This window comes from Rhodanobacter sp. LX-99, from assembly GCF_018599185.1.
Classification (GTDB): domain Bacteria; phylum Pseudomonadota; class Gammaproteobacteria; order Xanthomonadales; family Rhodanobacteraceae; genus Rhodanobacter.
The window spans coordinates 279993-301661 of record NZ_JAHFVL010000003.1 but is presented as its reverse complement, the minus strand read 5'-3'; the positions used below and the strand labels follow the sequence as shown (position 1 = coordinate 301661).

Sequence of the window (21669 nt, the reverse complement as noted above, 5' to 3'; positions counted from 1 at the left end):
ATGAACGCCAGCGTCACCCACCGGCCCGCGGCGTGCCTGCGCACCAGCCCGAAAAGCCCAGACTGGCCGAGCTTTTCGGGCACGCGTGACGGAGCGATGCTTCAGGCGATGTCGGGCAGGGTCGTCACCCCGGACTCGATCGCCGCCTTGTGCACCAGGGTGCGCGGCAGGATGCGGGCGAAGTAGAACGCGGCGGTGTCGCGCTTGGCCTGCTTGAACGCGGCGGACTGCGTGCCGGCTTCGGCGGCGGCCACGCTGCGTGCCCACAGGTAGGCGAGGGTGACGTAGCCGGAGTAGTACAGGTAGTCGGTGGCCGCCGCGCCGAGTTCCTCCGGGTTGGCCTGCACGCGCTGGGCCAGGCTCACGGTGAGGTCGCTCCACTCCTTCGTGGCGACGGCGAGCGGGCCGATCAGGCCGCGCAGCGCGGCATCCGCACTGTGCTGCTGGCAGAACGTGCTGATCTCCTGCAGGAAGTGCTTCGCGCCAATGCCCTGCAGCTGGAGGATCTTGCGGCCCAGCAGGTCGGCCGCCTGGATCCCGGTGGTGCCTTCGTACAGGGTGATGATGCGGGCGTCGCGCACGAACTGCTCCATGCCGTTCTCGGCGATGTAGCCGTGGCCGCCGTAGATCTGCAGCGCTTCCTTGGTGCACTCCTGCGCCAGTTCGGTGGTCATGCCCTTGGCGATCGGGATCAGGAACGCGACCAGCTCGCCGGCCTTCTGCCGGGCGGCTGCGTCCGTCGCGCGATGTTCGATGTCGGTCTGCAGCGCGGTGTACAGCACCAGTGCGCGCGAACCTTCGACGAACGCGCGCTGGGTCAGCAGCATGCGCCGCACGTCCGGCTGCACCAGCAGGTTGTCGGCCGGCTTGTCCGGGAATTTCGGGCCGGACAGCGCGCGCGACTGCAGCCGCTCGCGCGCGTAGTTGAGGCTGTTCTGCAGCGCGCGCTCGGCCAGCGCCAGGCCCTGCACGCCGACCGACAGGCGCGCCGCATTCATCATGGTGAACATCGCGGCGAGGCCCTTGTGCGGCTTGCCGATCAGGTAGCCCTCGGCGCCGTCGAAGTTCATCACGCAGGTGGAGCAGGCGTGGATGCCCATCTTGTGCTCGATCGCGCCGGCGGCGACGCTGTTGCGCGCGCCCAGCGAGCCGTCTTCGTTGACCTTGAATTTCGGCACGATGAACATCGAGATGCCGCGGCTGCCTTCCGGCGCGTCGGGCAGGCGCGCCAGGACCAGGTGCACGATGTTCTCGGTGAGGTCGTGCTCGCCGGCGCTGATGAAGATCTTGGTGCCGGTAATCTTGTAAGTATTGCCATCACCCGGTTCGGCGCGGGTCTTCAGCAGGCCCAGGTCGGAACCCGCCTGCGGCTCGGTCAGGCACATCGTGCCGGTCCAGCGGCCTTCGATGATCGGCTTCATGAAACGCTCGCGCTGCCATTCTTCGCCGTGCAGTTCCATGGCGTGGGTGGCGCCTTCGGACAGCAGCGGGTACAGGCTCCAGGCCAGGTTGCCGGATTGGAAGATCTCGGTGGTGGCGGTGCCGAGCACGCCGGGCAGCGCCTGGCCGCCGTAGGCTTCCGGATTGGTCAGGCCGGTCCAGCCGCCTTCGGCGAACTGCCTGAACGCTTCCTTGAAACCCTTCGGCGTGGTCACCGTCCCGCTGGCCTTGTCGTAGCGGCAGCCTTCCGCGTCGGCGGGCGCGTTGGTCGGCGCCAGCAACTGCTCGCTGAGGCGGCCGGCTTCCTCCAGCACCGCGTCGAGCAGGTCGCGGCTGTGTGCTTCGCCGCCCTGCAGCGCGGTGAGGGTCGGTTCGGCGTTCAGCACGTCGAACAGGGCGAAGCGCAGGTCGTCGAGGGGAGCCTTGTAAGCGGTCATGGTGATTCCTTCGGTGGAAAGCGGGGTGTCTAGCGATACGTGTCGGGGATGCCCGGCACCGGCGAGATCCAGTCGTTGCCGTTGAAGTCGAACGAGCGCGGCTTGGCTTCCTGCTCGGGCTTGGCGCTGGCGCTGCCGCTGACGCGATAGGCCAGCGCGCCGGCGCTGCCCTTGGCGGCGATCGCCTGCAGCGCCTGGGTCATCGCCGCGGTGGGCAGCACGTTGAGCTGGATCACGTCGCCGGCAAGCTCGGGAATGTCGAGGTCGAACGTCGCGTGCAGCCGCACCGGCACCAGCTCGGCGAGCTGCAACTGGCCGTCCAGCGACTTGAAGTCCATCCCGCCGTAGCTGTTGTTCTGGATGCGCACGGTCAGCTGCCACTGCCCGTCCGGCAGCACCACCAGTTGCTGGATGCTCAGGGTCGGCGGATACACGCTCTTCTTCGCCGGACCACAGGCGGCCAGGCCCAGCAACAGGACGGGGATGATCCAGCGCAGCAGACGCATCGCGGCTTCTCCAAACGATCGTTTGAATACCGATTCTAACCGCGATCGAGGGGGTTGGCGCCAGTCGTGGCGGATGATCGCCGACAGCGCGGGCGGAACCGTCATGGAGTTCGACCGTGCCGGCACGATCGCAGCAGCTGCGAGCCATGCTTTCGCGTGGTGCACCCGGCGAAGGTTTCGCGGCCACCCGCAAACGGGCATCATCGCCGCCTCCACTTTCATCCGCAGGGTTCCGCCGCATGTCACGACGCTTTGTTGCACGCCGCTCGCCGATCCACGGCAACGGCGTGTTCGCCACCGCCCCGATCGCCAAGGGCGAGGAAATCATCGAATACAAGGGCAAGCTGCTGACCCATGCGCAGGCCGATGATCTGTACGGCGACGGCGGCGAGACCGGGCACACCTTCCTGTTCACGCTGAACGACGACTACATCATCGACGCCAACCAGGGCGGCAACAGCGCGCGCTGGATCAACCACAGCTGCGCGCCGAACTGCCGCGCACTGGTCGAGGAAAGCGCCAGCGGCGACCCGCGCCGGGACCGCGTGGTGATCGAGGCGCTCCGCAACATCAAGCCGGGCGAGGAGCTCACCTACGACTACGGCATCGTGCTCGACGTGCCGCACACGGCGCGCCTGAAGAAGCTGTGGAAGTGCCTGTGCGGGTCGCCGAAATGCAGCGGCACCCTGCTCAAGCCGAAGCGGTAGCCAGCGGTCAAAATTCGCTTCTATACTCGCCAACGTTGCCCGACATGGGGGAGGGCGGCGAGGACGGCAACAAGGGGAAGGAAGCGATGGAAACCAATCCGTATGCCGCGCCGGCGGCCGTGGTCGACGATGTGGCCGCGTGGGATGCGTACGATCTGGAAAACCGCAAGGCCGGGCGCGGCAAGCGCCTCGGCGCGGCGCTGCTGGATGGCCTGGTCAACGTCATCTGGCTCGCCCCGATGATCTGGGGCGCCACGATGGCCGGCGATGTCAGCAAGGGGCTCAAGCCCTCCGCGCCGATGGTGGGCGTGATCCTGCTCGGCCTTGCCCTGATGATCGGCGTGGTGGTGGTGAATTGCCTGATGCTGCACCGGAGCGGCCAGACCATCGGCAAGCGCGCGCTGGACATCGCCGTGGTGCGCACCGACGGCAACCGCGTCAGCCTGCCCCGCTACATCTTCCTGCGGGTGGTGCCGATCGGCCTGATCGGCGTGATCCCGTTCGTGGGCAGGCTGATCGGCCTGGTCGACCCGCTGCTGATCTTCGGCAAGGACCGCCGCTGCCTGCACGACCTGGTCGCCGACACCATCGTCGTCGACATCTGATGATCGACACCGTGCGCGAGATCGAGACGCCCGAAGGCGTCTCGCTGCGCCTGCGTGCGGCCGGCGCGTTGCCGCGCGCGCAGGCGTGGACGGTCGACCTGTTCCTGCGCCTGGCGGTGTTCTTCATCGCGATGATTCCGCTGTCGCTGTTCGGCAAGGGCGGCAACGGGCTGGCCATGCTGCTGATGTTCGCGCTGCTGTGGGCGTACTCGGTGGTGTGCGAGGTGTGGCTGGACGGGCAGACCCTGGGCAAGCGCGCGCTGGGCCTGCGCGTGGTCAACGCGGACGGCACGCCGGTGACCTGGCTGCCGTCGGTGGTGCGCAACCTGCTGCGCGTGGTGGATGCGCTGCCCGGCGTGTACGGCGTGGGCCTGGCCAGTACGCTGATCGACCCGCATGCGCGCCGGCTCGGCGACATCGTGGCGGGCACCATGGTGATCCACGCGCAGGACCTGCCGGCCGGCCAGCAGGTGCCGATGCTGGCCGCGCTGCCGTTGCCGCTGGTGCTGGCGGCCGACGAGCAGGCGGCGCTGGTGGAGTTTGCCGAGCGCGCCGGCCAGCTCACCGTGCAGCGGCAGGAGGAACTGGCCAACCTGCTCACGCCGTTGACCGGGCAGCGCGACACCGCGGCGATACGGCAATTGGTCGCGCATGCCAACTGGCTGCTGGGGCGCGCATGAAGCAGGAGCGCTTCGTGGCCCTGCACGGTCGTGAGTGGGACAGCCTGCAGTCGTGGCTGAGTGCACTGGACCGGCAGCCAAGACGCACCCTGCGGCAGGAACAGACGCTGGATTTCGCGCCGTCGTACCGGCGCCTGTGCCACCACCTGGCGCTGGCGCGCGGGCGCGGCTACAGCCATGAAGTCACCGAGCGGCTGCAGCGCATCGTGCAGCAGGGGCATCGCGTGCTGTACCGGCCGCCGGCGCCGCGCTGGCATCGCGTGGCGGGTTTCCTGGTGGCCGGATTTCCGCGGCTGGTGCGTGCGCAGTGGCGCTGCATGGCCGCGGCGGCGGCGCTGTTCTACCTGCCGGCGCTGTTCGTCCTGGTGTTGCTGCAGCTGCGCCCGGAGCTGGCGCACACGCTCTTCAGCAGCGCCCAGCTGGCGCAGTTCGAGAAGATGTACGACCCGGCGAACGCGCACATCGGTCGCAGCAGCGGCACCGACCTGCAGATGTTCGGCTACTACGTGATGAACAACGTGAGCATCGCGTTCCGCACGTTCGCCTCGGGGCTGTTCTTCGGCGTCGGCGCGATCTACGTGCTCGGCGCCAACGGCGTGCTGATCGGCGGCGTCGCCGGGCATCTCACCGCGATCGGCTACGGCGGTCCGTTCTGGCGTTTCGTGGTGGGCCATTCGGCGTTCGAACTGAGCGCGCTGGTGATCGCCGGCGGCGCCGGCCTGCAGCTCGGCCTGACCTTGCTGGCGCCGGGGCGGCAGCGGCGCGGCCCGGCCCTGGTCGCGGCCGGCTGGGTCGGCGCGCAACTGGCGCTGGGCGCGTTCGCGATGCTGCTGGTGGCGGCCTTCATCGAGGCGTACTGGTCGTCGATCGCGGCCTTGCCGGATGCGCTGAAGTTCGGCAGCGGCGCGCTGATGTGGGTGCTGGTGCTGGGCTGGCTGTGGCGCGGCGGCAGGGCGGGCACGCATGGAGCTTGAACGGATCAGCGTGGTGTTGCGGCCGCGCGCGCCGCGCGAGGCGCTGGACCTGGGCGCCGCGATGCTGCGCGCGAATGCGGCGGCGGTGTGGTCCGCCTGGTTCGCGTTCACCGCGCCGGTGTTCGTGCTGTGCAATGCGCTGGGCGTGCTGCTGGGGTTGCCGTGGCTGGGACTGGTGCTGGTGTGGTGGCTGAAGCCGCTGTTCGATCGCCTGCCGCTGTATGTGCTGTCGCGCGCGGTGTTCGACCGCGCGCCAACCTGGCGCGAAACCCTGCGCGGCCAGCGCCAGTGGAGCTGGCGCAGCACGATCGCCGGGCTGACCTGGCTGCGCGTCGACAGCAGCCGCGCACTGCGCCTGCCGCTGGACCTGCTCGAAGGCGCGCCGCGCAAGCAACGTTCCGCGCGCTGGAAGGTGCTGCGCCGGCGCATCGTGGCGGACACCAGCCTGCTCACCTACGGCTGCCTGCAGTTCGAGCTGGTGTTGTTCCTCAGCGTCTGGCTGCTGGCCTTGCTGCTGATACCGCACGAATGGCGGCCGGAATCGCTGTCCGATTTCTTCGGCCGCGACGTGCACGACGCCTTGACCCGCTGGATCCTACTGGGTGCGACCGTGGCCTATCTGGCGATGAGCGCGATCGAGCCGCTGTACGTGGCCTGCGGCTTCGCGCTGTATCTGAACCGGCGCACGCAACTGGAGGCGTGGGACATCGACCTGGCGTTTCGCCGCCTGCGCGCGCGGCTGCAGGGGCTGGGCAAGGTGCTCGGCGTGCTGCTGCTGTGCGCCGGCGCGTTGCCGCTGTCCGTGCGTGCGGCGGCCGCGGAAGCACCGCCGAAGCCGGTCGTGTCCAGCCTGGACAAGGTATTCGGCCAGGCACCGGACAGTGCGGACCTGCGCTTCGCCGAAGCCGTGGCGGAGGTTTATCGCGACCCGTGTTTCGGCGGCGAGCACAAGGTCCGCCGCTGGATGTTCAAGTACACGCCGAAGCCCGACACGCGCGTGCAGGAGATGCCGTTCCCGATCCTGGCTCGCGTGCTGGCGGCGGTGTTCAAGGGGCTGCTGTGGCTGCTGCTGATCGGCGCTGCCGGTGCGCTGGCGTGGTTCGCCTGGCGCCGGCGCGGGCGGCTGGCGCCGGCAGCGGACGAGCCGGCACCGGCGTTGGCGCACGGCCTGCAGGCGAGTGCCGTGGCGTCGGCCCCGCTGCCGGCCGACCTGGCCGGCGCGATCCGCGCGCTGTGGCAGGCGCGACACCGGCGCGAGGCGCTGGCGCTGCTGTATCGCGGCTGTGTGGAGCGCACCGCGCAGCTGTTGCAACTGCCGCTGTCGGCCGATGCGACCGAGGCGGACTGGCTGCGCCGAGCCGCGGCGATCGAGGACCCCGCACGCGCGCAACGCGTCATCGCGATCGTGCGCACCTGGCAGTTCGCCGCGTATGCGGGACGCTATCCGGACGATGCCGCGATCGAACAACTGCTGAGCGGCTGGCCGGCGCAGGCGGGGGCGCCGGCATGAATCGCAAGACGCTCCTGGCGAGCCTGCTGGTGCTGGGCGCGCTGCTGCTGGTCGGCGGCTTCTTTGCCACGTTCGAGCGCAAGGACGTCACCGAGCCGGTGGCCGCGCATGGCGAGGCGCGCTACAACCGTTTCTTCGCGCTGGACCGGACGTTGAACCGACTGAACCTGCCGACGCGTTCGCTGACCACGCTGGACCCGCAGAAGATGCCGCTGAAGCCCGGCGACACCCTGCTGCTCGGCGACGACGTGGCGCGGGTCGATGTGGACGATGCCACACGGATCGCCGCGTGGGTGCATGGCGGTGGCCATCTGCTGCTGTCGCCGGGAACCACCGCGGCGGCCATGCGCACGCCTTTGTTCGAGGCGCTGGGCCTGCTCGATCCGCGCCCGGCAGATTACGTCTGCCGCACGCTCCGCGTGGCCGCGGCCGCGGATGACAAGGGTGGCGTTTCGCTCTGCGGCCAGCGCTTCCGGCTCGAGCCGGCGGGCGCGGCGGTGGATGCGGCGATCGGCGACGCGCAGGACGGCTATCTGTTCGCGCGCACCCGGCTGGGCAAGGGCACGGTGAGCGTGCTGAGCAGCTTCAGCGCGCTCTCGCGCAACCAGCTGAAACAGGCCGCGGCGCAGCAGTTCGCCTGGCGCCTGCTGGCGCCGAACCGCGGACACGGGGTGATCTACCTGGTCTACGCGCTGGACGGACCCGCCTTCCTGGCATGGCTGTCGGTCAAGGGCTGGCCCGCGCTGCTGGCGCTGGCCGTGCTGCTGGCCGCGTGGATGGCGATGCGCAGCGCACGGCTGGGTCCGCTGATGCCGGCGCCGGCATTGCATCGGCGCGCGCTGCTCGAACACGTGCAGGCCGCCGGCGAGTTCCTGTATCGCCGCGACGGCGGCCGCAGCCTGCACAACCTGGCCTGCCAGACGGTACTGGCGCGCCTGCGCCGGCGCGACCCGGCCTGCGCGATGCTCAACGGCGATGCCTTGTACGCGCGCCTGGCCGAGCGCAGCGAGCTCGACGCCGCGCAGATCGCCCAGGCCTTCCAGTCACCCGCGAACGCGCCGGCGTTTCGCGCTTCCATCATCACCCTGGCCCGACTCAGGAGCCGCCCATGACCACCGAGACCCTCGCCGCTCCGGCCACGCCGCCGGCACCGCTTTCGATCGCCGAGCTCGGTGAGCACGCACGCGCCCTGCGCACGCAGGTGGCGCGCGCCTTCATCGGCCAGGCCGAGGTGTTCGACCAGGTGCTGCTGGCCTTGCTGGCGGCCGGCCACGTGCTGATCGAAGGCGTGCCCGGGCTGGGCAAGACCCTGCTGGTGCGCGCGCTGGCCGCGTCGGTCGGCTGCAGCTTCGGGCGCGTGCAGTTCACTCCCGACCTGATGCCGGCCGACGTCACCGGCCACGCGATCTACGACCCGAAGACCGAGCGCTTCCAGATCCGCCGTGGTCCGGTGTTCGCGAACCTGCTGCTGGCCGACGAGATCAACCGCGCGCCGGCGAAGACCCAGGCCGCGCTGCTCGAATCGATGCAGGAAGGGCAGGTGACCATCGAGGGCCGCCGCTTCGCGCTGCCGGCGCCGTTCATGGTGGTGGCCACGCAAAATCCGATCGAGCAGGAAGGCACCTATCCGCTGCCCGAGGCGCAGCTCGACCGCTTCCTGATCAAGGTGACGATCGGCTATCCCACGCTGGAGGACGAACGCCGCATGGTCGCCGGCGTGGTCAACGGCAAGGTCGCTTCCGACCTCGACGTGGCGCAGGTGAAGCCGGTGCTGGACCAGGCCGGGCTGGTGGCCCTGCAGCAGGGCGTCGCCGCGATCCGCATGGACGCCGCGGTGACCGACTACGCCGTGCGCATCGTGCGCACCACGCGCGAATGGCCGGGCGTGATCGGCGGCGCCGGCCCGCGCGGCGGCCTGGCGCTGGCGCGGCTGGCGCGCGCGCAGGCCGCCATCGACGGACGCGATTTCGTCACCCCCGACGACGTGCGCGCGGTGGCGCTGCCGGCGCTGCGTCACCGCCTGCTGCTGGCGCCCGAGGCGCTGCTCGAACGCCAGCGTCCCGACGACGTGCTCAAGGCGCTGTTGCACAAGGTGCCGGCACCGCGCGAATGATGCGACCCGCGCCCGCCCTGCTGTGGCTGCTGCTCGGCTGGACCGTGCTCGGCGTGCTGGCCAGCCTCGGCCGGCTGCCGCTCGTGGCATGGCTGGCCGGCGGCGGGCTGATCGCGGCACTGGCGCTGATCGATGGCTGGCGCCTGCGGCGGATGCCGTCGCCCAGCGTGCAGCGCGAGGTGGCGCCGGTGATGCCGCTGGGTCCGGAAGCTCGGGTTGGCCTGCGTCTGCGCGGCGCCACCGCGCGTGCGCAGAAGCTGCGCTTGCACGACCTGCATCCGAGCGGCTGGGCGGTGCGCGGCGTGCCGCGCAGTGTGTCGTTGTCGTCGGGCAGCGACGTGCTGCTCGACTACGCGGTCACCCCCGACGCGCGCGGCCAGTTCACGTTCGACGGCTGCCACGTGCAACTGCGTTCGCCGTGGCACTGCTGGTCTTCGCACCGCGTGCTCGGCGCGGCGTCGACGGTGCGGGTGTATCCGAATTTTGCCGCGCTGGCGGAACTGGCCGGGCTGAGCGTCGAGCTGGCTTCGCGCAGCGTGGGCGCGCGGCTGCAGCGGCGCCGCGGCGAAGGCACCGAGTTCCAGGAACTGCGCGACTACCGCGTCGGCGACAGCCTGCGCAAGATCGACTGGAAGGCCACCGCGCGCAGCAGCCGGCTGATCTCGCGCGAGTACCGCGACGAGCGCAACCAGCAAGTGGTGCTGATGCTCGACTGCGGCCGCCGCATGCTGGCGCAGGACGATCAGCTGGTGCATTTCGACCACGTATTGAATGCCTCGCTGGCGCTGGCCAGCATCGCGCTGCGCCAGGGCGACGCGGTCGGCCTGCTGGCCTGCACCGGCCAGGAACAGCGCTGGCTGCCGCCGCAGCAGGGCAGCGGCGGCATGGACATGCTGCTCGGCGCCGGCTACGACCTGCAGGCGATGCCGCTGGCCACCGACTATCTCGCCGCCGCCAGCGCGCTGCAGGCGCACCAGCAGCGCCGCGCGCTGGTGGTGCTGATCACCAACGTGCGCGACGAGGACGACGTGGAGCTGCGTATGGCCGTGACCATGCTGTCGAAACGCCACCTGGTGATGCTGGTCAGCCTGCGCGAACTGGCGCTGGACCGCGCCGCCGTCGAGCCTGGCGACGAACTGGAAAGCGGTATCCGCAGCGCCGCCGCGATGCACTACCTGGCCGAGCGCGAACGCGTGCACGAAGCGCTGCGCCGCGAAGGCGTGAACACGCTGGACGTCAGCTGCAGCGAGTTGTCCGGCGCGCTGATCGAGCGCTATCTCGCCGTGAAGCGCAGCAGCCGGCTGTAGCAAACTTCACGTTCTCCGATCGACTTCGCTATTCGTCACCATCATCCGTCATTCCCTCTTGTCGTCATTCCGGCGAAGGCAGGAATTCCTTTGCGCCTGGCCATACGTTCATGTCTGTTGTTGCGAGGGACAAGAGCGATTCCTGCCTTCGCAGGAATGACGACTTCAGAAGGCGCTACGTTTTCTGCAACGTCACATAGCGCCAGTGCGGAGAACACCGCCGCGCCTCAATCCTCTTCCGCGTGCGGCTTCCACGCCTCGCTGAGCTGCTTCTGCACGGTCGGCGGCACCGCCTCGTAGTGGCTGAGGTCGAGGCTGTAGCGGCCGCGGCCGCCGGTCATCGACTTCAGTTCGGTGGGGTAGTCGATCAACTCCGCCAGCGGCGCCTGCGCCTTGATGACGAGTTCGCCGCCGCGCTGGGTGTCGGTGCCCAGGATGCGCGCGCGCTTGCCGGCGAGGCCGCCGGTGACGTCGCCCACGCTGTTCTCGGGGATCGCCACCTCGACATTGACGATCGGCTCCAGCACGATCGGCTTCGCCTTGCCGACGGCGTCGAGGAACGCCTTCTTGCCGGCGCTGATGAAGGCGACTTCCTTCGAGTCGACCGGGTGGTACTTGCCGTCGTACACGGTCACGCGCAGGTCCTGCAGCGGATAGCCGGCGACGGCGCCGTGTTCCATCGCCTGGCGCACGCCTTTCTCGATCGCCGGCAGGAACTGGCCGGGGATCACGCCGCCCTTCACCGCGTCGACGAACTCGAAACCGGCGCCGCGCTCGAGCGGTTCGATGCGCAGGAACACCTCGCCGAACTGGCCGGCGCCGCCGGTCTGCTTCTTGTGCTTGTGGTGGCCTTCGGCCTGGCCGGCGATGGTTTCGCGATAGGCGATCCGCGGCGGGTGCGAGTCCACCTCGACGCCGTAGCGCTCGCGCATGCGCTCCAGCATCACCTTCAGGTGCAGGTCGGACAGGCCGCGCACCACCGTCTCGTTGAGCTCCTTGTGATGCTCGACGCGAAAGCACGGGTCTTCCTCGGCCAGCCGCCCCAGCGCGTTGGAGAGTTTCTGTTCCTGGCCCTTGTGCCGCGGCTCCAGCGCCAGCCCGAACATCGGCGACGGAAACGCCAGCGGCGCCAGCGTGATCAGGTCCTCGTCGTGCGAATCGTGCAGCACCGCGTCGAAATGGATCTCCTCCACCTTCGCCACCGCGGCGATGTCGCCGGGAATCGCCGCCTCGATCTCCACGTGGGTCTTGCCCTGCAGGCGGAACAGGTGGCCGACCTTGAACGGCTTGCGGCCGTCGTCGACCAGCAGCTGGCTGTCGCGGCGGATCGTGCCCTGCCACACGCGGAACACGCCGAGCTTGCCCACGAACGGATCGTTGACGATCTTGAACACGTCGGCGATCACGTGGGCCGCGGGATCGGCGCTGACCTTGAGCGGCGTGCCGTCGCCGCGCGCGAACGGCGGCGGGTTGCCCTCGGCCGGGTTCGGCAGCAGGCGCGCGGCGACGTCCAGCAGTTCGGGCACGCCCGCGCCGGTGCGGGCGCTGACGAAACAGATCGGCACCAGGTGGCCTTCGCGCAGGCACTGCTCGAACGCGTCGTGCAGCTGCTGCGGCGTCAGCGCGCCTTCGCCGGCCTCCAGGTAGCGGTCCATCACGGTTTCGTCGACCTCGACCACCTGGTCCAGGATGCGCTGGTGCGCCTGGGCCAGCGAGGAAAAATCGGTGGCGCCCTCGGTGTGGAAGAAGCAATCCAGTACCCGGTTGCCACGGTTGGCGGGCAGGTTCACCGGCAGGCATTCGTTGCCGAATTCCTCGCGCAGCGCGTCCACCAGTGCGGCCAGCTTGGCGCCGTCGTAGTCGATCTTGTTGATCACCAGCACGCGCGCCAAGCCGCGCGCCTTCGCGTGCATCATCATGCGTCGGGTGCCGTGCTCGATGCCGTTGACCGCATTGACCACGACCGCCACGGTTTCCACGGCGGACAGCGACGCCAGCGTGCCGCCGCGGAAGTCGGCGTAGCCGGCGGTGTCGATCAGGTTGAGGCGGCAGTCGCCATGATCGAGGTGCGCGATGCAGCTGTCGATGGAGTGGACGCGCGCCTTTTCCTGCGTGTCGCTGTCCGACACCGTATTGCCGCGCTCGACCGTACCCGGCGTCTGGATCACGCCGCCGGCCAGCAGCAGCGCTTCGAACAACGTGGTCTTGCCCACGCCGGCGTGTCCGGCGAGCGCGATGTTGCGGATGCTTTCCGTGGAATACGTCACGATGCGACCCTCCCATGCAGGGCGTGGCCTCGTGGCATGAACGGCGCCGCACGAGGCCGCGCGTTGGCGGCTGACGATGGCGGGCCGTCATGGTCGTCTTGCGCTTGTGCAGGGCGTGGCGTGCACCGGGCAAGGGCGGTCATGGCGGAGAGACGGCGCGTGGCACCGTCCGCCTAGCCTTGAGCGAACCACCGGTGCGGTCAAGCTGCAGTGCGGGGAACCGGCGCCGCGCCGCGGCGGTCTCAATCAGACGTCGTGGCCCGCCAGCCGCCTGTCGCTCGGCGGAGGTTCAAGCGCCATCGGCCATCCTGTCCGTCGTCACCCTCCGCGAGGCACCGTCATCGTCCGTCCGCAGCAGCTTGCCCAGCACCGCCCACCGCCGGATCCGGAACCCGGCCAGTTGCCGGGTCGCGGCCTGAGTCCGCTGGACGGCGCGGCGCGGGCGCTGCTGCGGCAACGGCGCTGGCGCGAGCCGCGGCACGAGCGCCGCCAGCACTGGCTGGCGCTGGTGGTGGCCGGCCTGCTGCATGCGCTGTTCGTGCTGGTGATCTGGCAGCAGATGCGGCCGCCGACGATCCGGACCACGGTGCGCACGCAAGCGGACGACGTGCTGCAAGTGCGTTTCATCACGCGCGCACCGGACACCGCGGCCGCACCGCCACCGCCGGCCACGCCGGCGCCACCGAGGCTCCGCGTGCCGCCCCGTCCGCACGAGCCGCCGACGAAGAGCGCGATGACTCTGCAGGTGCCCACGCCGGCACCGGCCGCGTCGCGCCTGTATGACGAACATGGCCAGCCGCTGCTGCCCGCGGCCGCTGCCAGCGCGCCCGCGCCCGACTACGTGCAGCACCTGCCGCAGGGCGACGCGCGGATCATGCAGCACCGCAGCCCGGTCACCTATCAAGCCACCCGCTTCGAGAAGGACTGGAACAGCAACGGCAATGCGATCGACAGCGCGTTGCAGAAGCTGGTGGACAAGACCACGGTGAAGAAGACCATCCGCCTGCCCGGCGGCGTGCGCATCCACTGTGGCGTTTCGCTCGCCATGCTGGCCGGCGGCTGCGGCGGCGACCCGCCGCCAGCGCCTTCGGCCAAGGACGGCGATGAGCGCCTCAGCATGGCGCCGGCGAAGCCGCTGGCCGGCGACGCGCATGCGCCGCCGAAACCCAGCGAAGAAGCGTGCATCGCGATGTACCGTGCCGGCAAACCGCTGGCATGGGGCTGCCCAGTCGACACGCCGAATCGCGCGGTCGACGCCGAACTGCGCGAACGCGCCGCCGGAGCCGCCCGGCAACACTAATAAGCAGGTGCGCCCATTACACTGGCCGCATGCCCTTGCCACCCCCGGATCAACCCGCCGCCGGCCGCCCCGTCAATCCTGCGCGGGTGATGCTGAATTCGCCGCTGGCGGCGGCCACGCGGGCCCGGGTTTATCACCAGCGTACCCGTCCGCGCCCGCGCGAACGCGGCCTGCGCATCCTCGCCATGGCGGGCGCGCTGCTGGTGCATCTGATCTTCCTGTTCGGCTTCGTGCTCGGCCCGGCGTACGAGCTGGCGCCGCCGCCGGAATCGCGGCAGCAGTTGCTGCAGGTACGCCTGATCGAGCCGCCCGAACCGCCGCCACCGCCACCGGTGCGCGGCACGCCGCCCAAAGAGCGCGGCCCGCGCCACCAGGGCCGCAGCAGCCGACCCGCACCGAGCAGCGAACGCAGTGCGAACACCACGGCCGTGATCGCGCCGAAGCCGGCTGCGGCCACAGCGACGCCGGTGATCGCGAAGGCCGCGAAGGCGCACGCGCCGACACCGCAGCCGGTCGCTGCCCCGCCGGCGCCGGTGAGCCTGCCGCAACCGGCGCCGACGCCGGAACTGCAGCCCATCCCGCTGGCCGGCGAGCCGCCGGCCGTGACGCTGCCGACGCCGGCCATGCAACCGCCGGTGCCGCCGAAATTCCAGCCCGAGTCGGTACGCAAGCCGCAACTGGAAGGCAACCGCCCGATGCCGCCACCGCCGTCGCTGGCGCTGCCGGAAGTACCGCCGCAGGCAGCGCCGCCGATCGCCGTATCGAGCATCGCGCTGAATACCGAGGTGCCCAAGTCCAGCGTGCCGGCCAGCGTGACGCCGGCCCGTGCGCAGCTTCCCGCCGCGCCGCCGGTACCCGAATTGCAGCCCGTCCCGCTGCCCGCGCAGGCTTCGCCGAGCGTGAACGTGCAGGCGCCACTGAACGTGCCGACGCCGACCGTGCCGATCGAGAAGCCGCAGGTGCAGGCACCGGCGGTCGCCGTGGCCGAAGCGGAACTCGAGGCCGTGCCGCTGGCGCCGCCAGCCCCGGCGCGGGTCGAACCGCAGGCGCCGAGTGCGAAGATCGAGGTCGCCGACACGGCGCGGCAAACAGCCGTCCAGCCGTCCATCGAGCGACCGCAGTTGAGTGCGCCGCCCGCCGTCGCTGCCGCCGCCACGCCGGCCCCGCCAGCAACAAGTCCGCCGGCGGAGTCGTCGTCGCCCGCGACGACCGAGCAGGCTGCGCCCAGCCCGACCGAAACCGGCAGCGGGCGCGACGTCAGCCGCGCCCCCGACGCCACGCCGCAAGGCAGCGACCTGGCCACGCCCGGCAAGCCCGAAGGCGTGGTTGCCGCACCGGAAAGCGCCAGTACCAGCACCGCCACCGCACAACCCGCGGCGCGCCAAGGCAGCGACCAGGGCCGCAACGGCAAGCAGCCGGGCGAGGGCCAGCCCGGCGGCAACCAGCCCGGCGGCAACCAGCCCGGTGCGGAGCAGGGCGAAAAGCAGGGCGCGCTTGGCAGCTACGTGCAACTGAAGCCGAGCGGCGACACCGAGATCATGAGCCACGGCACGCCGAACATCGGCTACCAGCCGACCCGTTTCGAAAAGGACTGGGCGCCCGAAGGCGAAAGCTCGATCGACACCGCGCTGCGCCGTGCCGTCGAGAAAACCGCGGTCAGCCACACCTTCCACCTGCCGCGCGGCGTGCGCGTGGAATGCACGGTGATGCCGCTGCTGCCGATCGCCCTGTTCGGCTGCGACAACCCCGATCCCCCCGCGAAGCCGGTCGACGACAAAGTCTACGAGCGCCTGCACCTGGCGCCGGCCAATCCCGTGGCAACACCCGTACCGGCGGCCAGCAGCGTCGCCCCGGCGCCGATGGTCAGGTTCGACAACAGCGCCGAATGCGCCGCCGCCCGCGTCGCCGGCAGCCCGCCGCCGCCCGGCTGCGAGGGCATCATGCTGCCGGTGAAGCCAGCCGGCCCCGCGCCGTCATCCAGCTCGTGGGTGCCGGCGAGCGACCAGTTTCACTGAAGCGCGGCAGGGTGGTTGGCTCCGCAATATCTGCGGCACGGCATTGAGGGAACAGGGTGTGAGGTCCGGCGTGCGGCCCCTGCTAAATAGCGGTGCTGCTGACACCAAAGCGTTATCGGGCATGCGCGCCGGATTCTCGGCGACTACAGTAGAGAAACTGGAAGGCATGAGCGTTAGGCCGCAGAACAAGCACATGCAGACGAAAGGAGAGCCCGTGAATCCAAAAGTCGCCGTATTCGGAATACTTAGATTTCCGCCGGAAAGGATTGCCGACGTTCTTCCGCATTTGAGAGCTCTCATCGAGGCTACATACAACAGTGACGGGTGTCTCGCCTACGATGTGGCGGAAGATCCGTTTGATCTTGGCCTTGTCAGGTTTTCTGAACTGTGGCCCGATCAAGCGAGCTTGAATCGGCATCTCCAAGCGCCTCACATCGAACCATGGCGTGCGGCGGCGAATAAGTGTGGGTTGCTGGAGCGAAGCTTCACTGCGTATGAAGTCGCTGGTTCTCGTGCGGTTTAGCCGTGAGTGAATCAATGCAAGCCTGGGAAATTCGAAGTGGAGTGTGTGGACGAAACTGCGGCCTAACATTTCCTTAGGAGACTTCCGATCAATACCGCACGTTTGATGCTCTTGCCTCGAGCTTTCAGGCTTTTGCTGGTCATCGTTTCGCCCTCTCTGTTGCGTCGTGTGTGTCAGTGTTGTGGTGTCCAACGTTGTCAGACTGCGTTTCCGTCCCGCAAGGGGATTTCCTTCGGTCATAAACGGTCTTGTTGCATCGGTGTGGCTGATGCGGACCTGGGTATAACCGCACCCGAAGACCTCGTTCGTCCATCGGACTGTCCAGCGCCCGGGGATCGGCCGAAGCGCCGTTTGGACGTACATCTTGTTAGTCAGGTTCTCGTTAGGGTGGTCTGATCCGTTGTCCACCGCTTCGCGCTGCATATTTGTTGGCGATGCGACCGGTACCTTGCCGAAGGGCAGGTTGGCTGTGGCGCGGCTTCCTCTGTTTCTGTGACCACCGTCCGCCTGCGCAGCGCATTCTGCTCATTCGCATGAAATTGCGGCCGATTGAAAGGTTGCTGGAAGTTGCGTGGCGCCATATGCCGGCACCTCTTCGCGGGGGCGCGGCATCGCATGCCGCGAGGCGGAGAGGCGTCACCGGTATGGGCTTGCGACCCGGCTGCAGCAGGATCCGGTTCGCCGCATGCACATCCGGTTCGGAGAAAGCCAACGCTGTTTTCTGGAGGGAGAAACCTATGTCATTGCCCAAGCCCGGCGGCCTCAGCCTCGCGCTGTGTGCCGCCGTCAGTCTTGCCATCGCCGGAAGTGTCCAGGCCACCGTCACCACGGGTCCCGAGGTCACGCCGGCGGTGCAGCACGACACCTTGCATTCGCTGCGCGGCGTGATGCCGCGTCCGGATGATTTCGCCAAGAACTCGCATGCGCATCCGGCCCACCCGTTGCCCTTCATCGACGGTCCGGGCAACCAGACCGACGGCGCCGTGCAGAGCAGTCCCACCGGCAGTTTCGCACCCGCGCTCGGCGCCGGTTTCGACGGCGTGGGCCAGGGCTTCAGTGGCCCGCAGGGCACGTTCACCGTCAACAGCGCCCCACCGGATACCAACGGTGCCGTCGGCGCCACCCAGTACGTGCAGATAGTCAACAGCGCGTTCGCGGTGTTCGACAAGTCGACCAAGGCCGTGACCTACGGTCCGGTGACGACGAACACGCTGTGGTCCGGTTTCGGCGGCCCGTGCGAAGCCGACAATGACGGCGATGCCACGGTGGTGTACGACAAGGCGGCCGGCCGCTGGATCGTCTCCCAGTTTGCGGTGACTGCCGCACCTTACTACCAGTGTGTTGCGGTATCGGCGACCAGCGATGCCACCGGTGCCTACTATCGCTACGCGTTCCCGTACGGCAGCATTTTTCCGGACTACCCGAAGATGGGCGTCTGGCCGGATGCCTATTACGAAACGTTCAACATGTTCAACGGCAACACGTTCGCCGGGGCGAAGCTGTGCGCCTACGACCGCAACGCGATGCTGAGCGGCGCCGCAGCCACGCAGCAGTGCTTCCAGCTGTCCAGCAGCTTCGGCGGCGTGCTGCCGGCCGACCTCGACGGCGCCACCGCGCCGCCGGCCGGTTCGCCGAACTACCTGATGAACTTCGGCTCGAGCAAGCTGAACCTGTGGAAGTTCCATGTCGACTGGGCGAACACCGCCAACACCACGCTGACCGGACCGGTCAGCATCCCGGTGGCCTCGTTCGCCGCGGCCTGCGGCGGCGGCACTTGCATCCCGCAATCAGGCACGGCTCAGAAGCTTGATTCGCTGGCCGATCGCCTGATGTTCCGCCTGGCCTACCGCAACTTCGGCGACCACGAGTCGCTGGTGGTCAGCCATTCGGTCCAGGTCGGCACCACGCACAAGAACCCGTATACCGGGGTGCGCTGGTACGAGATCCGCAGCCCGGGCGGTACGCCGGTGGTCTACCAGCAGTCGACCTTCTCGCCGGACACCAGCTACCGCTGGATGGGTTCGGTGGCGATGGACAAGATGGGCGACATGGCGCTTGGCTACAGCACGTCCAGCAGCGCGCTGCACCCGGCGGTCCGCTACACCGGCCGCCTGAGCACCGATACGCTGAGCACGATGCAGGCCGAGAGCAGCATCATCGAGGGCCTGGGTTCGCAAAGCGGCAACAACTTGTCGCGCTGGGGCGACTACAGCGCGATGACCGTCGACCCGGTCGACGACTGCACGTTCTGGTACACCACCGAGTACCTGAAGAGCACCGGCTCGTTCAACTGGAACACGCGCATCGCGTCGTTCAAGTTCCCGACCTGCCAGTAACCCGATGCGCCGTCCGGCCGTGCAGGCCGGACGGCTTCGGCGAGTCAGACGGAACGGGGCCGCCATCGGACGGCCCCGTTTTCCTGCAGCCTTCGCCATCGGGGTGCCGGTCCCGCGGATCCCGTCCTGCCGCACTCACAGCAGGCGCAGCAGTTCCTTCATCAGCGGCAGGCGGCGCACGCGCACGGCGCTGGCGCGGAACACCGCGTTGGCCAGCGCGGGGGCGGCGGTGGGCATGGCGAGGAAGCTGGCGCCGGCCGGCGCGCGGTCGCCGGCGACGGTGATGACTTCGACGTCGTTCGGCAGCTGCGCCATGCTGGCCAGCGGGTAGTCCTTGTAGCTGTGCTGCTGCACCTGGCCGCCCTTGATGGTGATCGCCGCATTCAGCGCGATGGACAGCGCGTCCAGCGTGGCGCCGGCCACCTGGCCTTCCAGCCCGAGCGGATTGATCACGCGGCCGACGTCGACGGCGCAGACGACGCGCTCGATGGCCAACTGCTCGCCCTGCATCGCCACTTCGATCGCGTGCGCCACGTAGGCGCCGTCGACGTGCCAGCAGGCGATGCCGAGGCCGTTGACGGTGCGCAGCCAGTTCTTCCATTCGATGCGGTCGGCGACCAGCTTGAGCACGTTGGCCAGGCGGCCGGTGTCCAGCGTGCCGCCGCTGCTCAGCGGCAGCGGGCGCGGCTCGCCGAGAATGCGCAGGCGCGTCTTCAGCGGGTCCTCGCGCAGCGTGTGCGCGATCTCGTCGATGAAGCTTTCCACCGCGAACGCGTTGCTGAGGTGCGGCATGCCGCGCGCGGGGCCGCGCGGGGTCGCCGACTCCAGCGCGTACCAGTCGCTGCGGTAGTTCGGCACCAGTGCGGCGGGCAGCTGATCGGCCTGCAGTTCGGACGTCCACAGGCGGTCGTCCGGCATGCCGCGATGGGTCAGCGCGGAGGCGCTGGCCATGCGCTGGTTCCACGCCAGCAGCTGGCGCTTGCGGTCGATGATCGCGTTGATCTTGTGCACGCTGCCGGCGCGGTAGTAGTCGTGGCCGAAGTCCTGTTCGCGCGTCCACAGCAGGCGCACCGGCTTGTTGGCGGCCTTGGCCAGCATCACCGCCTCGGCGACGTAGTCGTGGTCGAGCCGGCGGCCGTAGCCGCCGCCGACGCGCGGCACGCGGATGTCGATCTGGTCGGCGGCGAGGCCGGTCAGGCGCTGCACCACGGCCCAGGCTTTCTGCGGCGCCTGGGTCGGCACGACCAGGCTGGCGCGGTCCTTGTCCAGCCGCACCAGGCAGTTCATCGGTTCGGCGGTGGCGTGTGCCAGCCACGGCTGCACATAGGTGGCGTCGAGCCGGCGCGCGGCCTTCTTGCCGGCGGCGTCGACGTCGCCGTCGTTGCGCACGCGGGTGGTGGGGGCAGTAGTGTCGTCGGCGAGCAGGGCGGTGGCCTGCTGCTCCAGTGCGGCGCTGCCCTCGCCGGCGCTGGCGCCGGGCTTCCATTCGAGCTTGAGCTTGTCGCGGCCTTGCAGCGCGGCCCAGGTGTTCCCGGCCAGCACCGCCACGGCCGGGGCGATCACCGTGCTGCCCGGCGCCTGGCCGGGTTCGGGTTTCAGCTGCACCACTTTCACTACGCCCTGGACGGCGAGCGCATCGGTGGTGTCGATGCGTGCCAGCGTGCCGTCCGGCCACGGGCAATGCACCACTACGGCGACCAGCGCGTCGCCGTAGTGGTGGTCGATCGCGTAGCGGGCCTGGCCGGTGACGATCGCGCGCGCGTCGACGTCGCCCGCGCCGTGGCCAATCAGCTTGTAGTCGGCCGCGTTCTTCAGCGGCGGCACGCGATCCGGCAGCGCGATCTTGCTGGCGTCCGCGGCCAGGGTGCCGTAGCCGAAGCGGCGGCCGTCCGGGGCGATCACCGTGCCGGCGTCGCAACGCAGGCGGCTGGCCGGCACGCCGAGCCGGCGCGCCGCCGCCTGCAGCAGCAGCCAGCGCGCCACCGCGCCGACCTGGCGCAGCTCGTTCCACGCGGCGGGAATCGAGCCGCCGATGCCACCGACTTGGCGCCCGTAGGTCCAGCGCGGCTTGCCGTTGTCGCTGCTGACGCCGAGGCCCAGCGCCACCACGCCGACGCGGTTCCAGTCGGCGTCGAGTTCCTCGGCGATGATCCGCGGCAGTGCGGTGGCCACGCCGGTGCCGGTGTCCGGGTCGCGCGCGCCGATCAGCACGTTGCCGTCGGCGTCGATGCGCACGTAGGCACCGAGGTTGTAGATGTCGTCGCCGAGCAGGGCCTGCGGCAGCGGCGCATCGGCGGCGTCGGCGACGCGGATGCCGACGATCAGCGCACCGGCAGTGCCGGCCAGTACCTGCAGGAAGCGGCGGCGCGAAAGGCGGATGCCGTGGCCGCTCATGGCCGGCCCGCCTTGCCGGCGGCGCGCTTGATCGCGCGGCGCACGCGGGCCTGGCAGCCGCAGCGGCACAGGTTCGGCAACTGGTCGATGTCGCCGTCGTCGGGGTGGGGCTTGCGCCTGAGCAGGTCGACCCCGGCGATCAGCCAGCCCGGCGTGCAGTAGCCGCAGCCGATCGCGTCCTCGTCGATGAAGGCCTGCTGCAGCGGATGCAGGCTGCCGTCGTTCGCGGCCAGGCCTTCCACCGTGGTCACCGCCGTGCCGGCCAGTCTGGCGAGCGGCGCGGTGATCGCGGAGACCGCCTTGCCGTCGATCAGCACCAGGTCGGCGCCGTTCTCGCCATGCTCGCCGCCGTACTTGGTGCCGGTCAGCTGCAGCACGTCGCGCAGGTACCACAGCAGCGGCATCTGCGGGTCGCCGGTGTGGCGGAAGTGCTCGCCGTTGACCTCAAGGTCGATGCCGTCACGTACCTTCTCGGCCACGATGCCGCTTTCCGGGCTGATCGGCAGAACCTGGGCTTGCACGGGCACCATCCGTCATCTCCTTGAAGTCGATCCG

At 69.5% G+C, this 21669-nt stretch carries 16 protein-coding genes; 11 read left to right on the top strand and 5 right to left on the bottom strand.

Translation table 11 applies throughout. The features are described from left to right. Window positions 1–101: 101 nt before the first annotated feature. Window positions 102–1877 (bottom strand): acyl-CoA dehydrogenase C-terminal domain-containing protein, encoded by a 1776-nt coding sequence (locus KK131_RS15585; protein WP_214557637.1) that lies wholly within the window; start codon window positions 1875–1877, stop codon window positions 102–104. 29 nt (window positions 1878–1906) lie between these two features. Beyond that, complete coding sequence (locus tag KK131_RS15580; protein WP_214557636.1) at window positions 1907–2383, bottom strand: hypothetical protein; 477 nt, start codon at window positions 2381–2383, stop codon at window positions 1907–1909. 239 nt (window positions 2384–2622) lie between these two features. On the opposite strand from KK131_RS15580, the gene KK131_RS15575 reads away from it, so the two are divergent. From KK131_RS15575 to KK131_RS15540, 8 genes are all read left to right on the top strand, one after another. Further along, window positions 2623–3090 carry an SET domain-containing protein-lysine N-methyltransferase gene (locus tag KK131_RS15575; RefSeq protein WP_214557635.1) on the top strand — a complete coding sequence of 156 codons (468 nt, stop codon included), beginning with the start codon at window positions 2623–2625 and terminating at the stop codon, window positions 3088–3090. 86 nt (window positions 3091–3176) lie between these two features. Next, complete coding sequence (locus KK131_RS15570; RefSeq protein WP_214557634.1) at window positions 3177–3695, top strand: RDD family protein; 519 nt, start codon at window positions 3177–3179, stop codon at window positions 3693–3695. After that, complete coding sequence (locus tag KK131_RS15565) at window positions 3695–4375, top strand: RDD family protein (RefSeq protein ID WP_214557633.1); 681 nt, start codon at window positions 3695–3697, stop codon at window positions 4373–4375. The genes KK131_RS15570 and KK131_RS15565 overlap by 1 nt, the downstream gene beginning before the upstream one ends. Further along, window positions 4372–5349: a stage II sporulation protein M gene (locus tag KK131_RS15560; RefSeq protein WP_214557632.1), complete on the top strand. Its 978-nt coding sequence runs from the start codon at window positions 4372–4374 to the stop codon at window positions 5347–5349. The genes KK131_RS15565 and KK131_RS15560 overlap by 4 nt, the downstream gene beginning before the upstream one ends. Next, on the top strand, window positions 5339–6859 hold the full coding sequence (locus KK131_RS15555) for a DUF4129 domain-containing protein (RefSeq protein WP_214557631.1): 1521 nt from the start codon (window positions 5339–5341) through the stop codon (window positions 6857–6859). The genes KK131_RS15560 and KK131_RS15555 overlap by 11 nt, the downstream gene beginning before the upstream one ends. Beyond that, complete coding sequence (locus KK131_RS15550) at window positions 6856–7971, top strand: DUF4350 domain-containing protein (RefSeq protein WP_214557630.1); 1116 nt, start codon at window positions 6856–6858, stop codon at window positions 7969–7971. Before KK131_RS15555 ends, KK131_RS15550 begins: the two co-directional genes overlap by 4 nt. After that, window positions 7968–8972 (top strand): AAA family ATPase, encoded by a 1005-nt coding sequence (locus tag KK131_RS15545; RefSeq protein ID WP_214557629.1) that lies wholly within the window; start codon window positions 7968–7970, stop codon window positions 8970–8972. Before KK131_RS15550 ends, KK131_RS15545 begins: the two co-directional genes overlap by 4 nt. Next, window positions 8972–10279, top strand: a complete 1308-nt coding sequence (locus KK131_RS15540; RefSeq protein WP_214557858.1) for a DUF58 domain-containing protein — start codon at window positions 8972–8974, stop codon at window positions 10277–10279. The genes KK131_RS15545 and KK131_RS15540 overlap by 1 nt, the downstream gene beginning before the upstream one ends. Window positions 10280–10506: 227 nt before the next feature. On the opposite strand, the gene fusA is transcribed toward KK131_RS15540, so the two are convergent. Continuing rightward, complete coding sequence (gene fusA / locus KK131_RS15535) at window positions 10507–12546, bottom strand: elongation factor G (protein ID WP_214557628.1); 2040 nt, start codon at window positions 12544–12546, stop codon at window positions 10507–10509. A 400-nt stretch (window positions 12547–12946) separates the two neighbouring features. Here fusA and KK131_RS15530 point away from each other — a divergent pair, with 400 nt between their 5' ends. The 3 genes from KK131_RS15530 (at window position 12947) to KK131_RS15515 (ending at window position 18720) form a co-directional block, all read left to right on the top strand. Then, complete coding sequence (locus KK131_RS15530; RefSeq protein ID WP_250887326.1) at window positions 12947–13846, top strand: hypothetical protein; 900 nt, start codon at window positions 12947–12949, stop codon at window positions 13844–13846. Window positions 13847–13875: 29 nt separating this feature from the next. After that, window positions 13876–15861: a hypothetical protein gene (locus tag KK131_RS15525; RefSeq protein ID WP_250887325.1), complete on the top strand. Its 1986-nt coding sequence runs from the start codon at window positions 13876–13878 to the stop codon at window positions 15859–15861. Window positions 15862–17121: 1260 nt separating this feature from the next. Then, window positions 17122–18720, top strand: a complete 1599-nt coding sequence (locus KK131_RS15515) for a hypothetical protein (RefSeq protein WP_214557626.1) — start codon at window positions 17122–17124, stop codon at window positions 18718–18720. 135 nt (window positions 18721–18855) lie between these two features. On the opposite strand, the gene KK131_RS15510 is transcribed toward KK131_RS15515, so the two are convergent. After that, entirely contained in the window at window positions 18856–21114 is a 2259-nt protein-coding gene (locus KK131_RS15510) for a molybdopterin cofactor-binding domain-containing protein (RefSeq protein WP_214557625.1), read from the bottom strand. Beyond that, the gene (locus KK131_RS15505; protein ID WP_214557624.1) at window positions 21111–21644 is read right to left on the bottom strand and encodes a (2Fe-2S)-binding protein; all 534 of its coding nucleotides are present in this window, start codon (window positions 21642–21644) and stop codon (window positions 21111–21113) included. The genes KK131_RS15510 and KK131_RS15505 overlap by 4 nt, the downstream gene beginning before the upstream one ends. Window positions 21645–21669: the final 25 nt, after the last annotated feature.